This window comes from Kitasatospora sp. NPDC024654 (assembly GCF_055559155.1).
This window is the reverse complement of sequence record NZ_JBVHLF010000267.1, coordinates 1-1,383: the sequence shown is the minus strand read 5'-3', so window position 1 is coordinate 1,383 and position 1,383 is coordinate 1. Positions and strand designations below refer to the sequence as shown.

At 69.4% G+C, this 1,383-nt stretch carries 1 protein-coding gene; it reads left to right on the top strand.

The annotated features are described in order from the left end of the window. Nucleotides 1-603 precede the first annotated feature (603 nt). Complete coding sequence (locus ACZ38L_RS39535; protein ID WP_465703007.1) at nt 604-1,305, top strand: hypothetical protein; 702 nt, start codon at nt 604-606, stop codon at nt 1,303-1,305. The last annotated feature ends 78 nt before the right edge of the window (nt 1,306-1,383 follow it).

Genomic DNA, 1,383 nt, shown 5'->3' with positions numbered 1-1,383 from the left:
CGCCACCGACAACGACTGAACAAGACCACCGACGACACAAGAGGGTCAGAACTCAACCGTCCAAAGTGGGTCACGGTTCAGCCGCCGCCGACAGGTGACGGCCTCCGGGGTTCCTGGCGGTGCCGGGTGGGTGCCGCGGCGTGGAGGGAGCGGGTGCGCGCCGCCCGCCAGGGACGGAGGTGGACCACGCTCGGCTGATGACGGGCGACAGCAGGACTTCACCGGACAACGACACTGCGCTTCACCACCAACACGCCACCACTTTTCAGCGGCTCCGTGCCCAACTGTGGGATATCCCGTGGTGCGCCAACCGAATGACAGTCAACGGCCGTGGCGCGGCTTTCCGATCTTCACTCCCGTTCGGCGGGTACGTTCACAGCGCCACGCACGCCGCCGGGCGGGGCGCGGTTGAGGGTGCCTGGTGGGTGACGCACCGCGCCTTGTTCCTTCCGGCGGTTTTGCCGCGGCCCAAGCCCTGCCGATCACCCCGCCCCTGTTCGCGGGTCGACAAGCCCGCAGTTCTCCAGGGGCTGCGGGGCCGGAGAGGACATCGTGCAACCGAACGCTTCGAGGTCGTGGACCCGCCGAGCCGCGGCCGCCGCGATGGCCCTGGGGCTCGCGGGGGCGCCGCTGTTCGCGGCCACCCCGGCGATGGCCGCCACGACCGGCAGCCTGTTGTACTCCACGGACAACGGAGCAACCTGGTCGTCCAACCCCACTGTCGCCCCTGGCGCCACGGTGCTGGTGCGCGCCTGGTACAACAACTCCGCCCCGGTCGGGCACACGGGCGCGCAGGTGTCCACGACGCTTCCGCCCGGCTTCGCCCTGGCGCCCAACTCCACCATGGTGTGCCTGAACCCGACGACTCCCGCCGGCTCCGAGGCCACGCCCACCCTGACCGAAGCCGACGGCCGGACCTCGTCGCTGGTGTGCAACACCGATACGGGGCAGTCCGGCGCGATCAACGAGGCCGCCGTCTGGAGCGGCCCGACGCTCACGATCTCCCCGACGGCCGGCCTGTTCGGCCAGCCCGTCGGCGCGACCAGCGGTGTCATGGAGTTCGGCAAGAAGCGCTACTTCAACATGAACAACTGCGACCGCCAGATCTCCGGCAACGGCCCGCAGCTCATGACGAGCATCACGGCGCCGGGCCTCGGCCCCTATGTTGCGGGGTCGAACGTCTCGAACTCGGCGGATACGGTGCCGTCCTGCCCCGCCGCACCCGGCTGGCCCATCAACCTGCAAGGCACCCAGCCGCTTGACCTGCTCGGGCAGCGCTACATCAACATGTGCTTCCCCTCGTAGCGTGGAGTCGTGACCCGATAAGGAGTTGAGGGTGGGGAAGCGACGTACGTACGACGCCGAGTTCCGGGATGGGGCCGT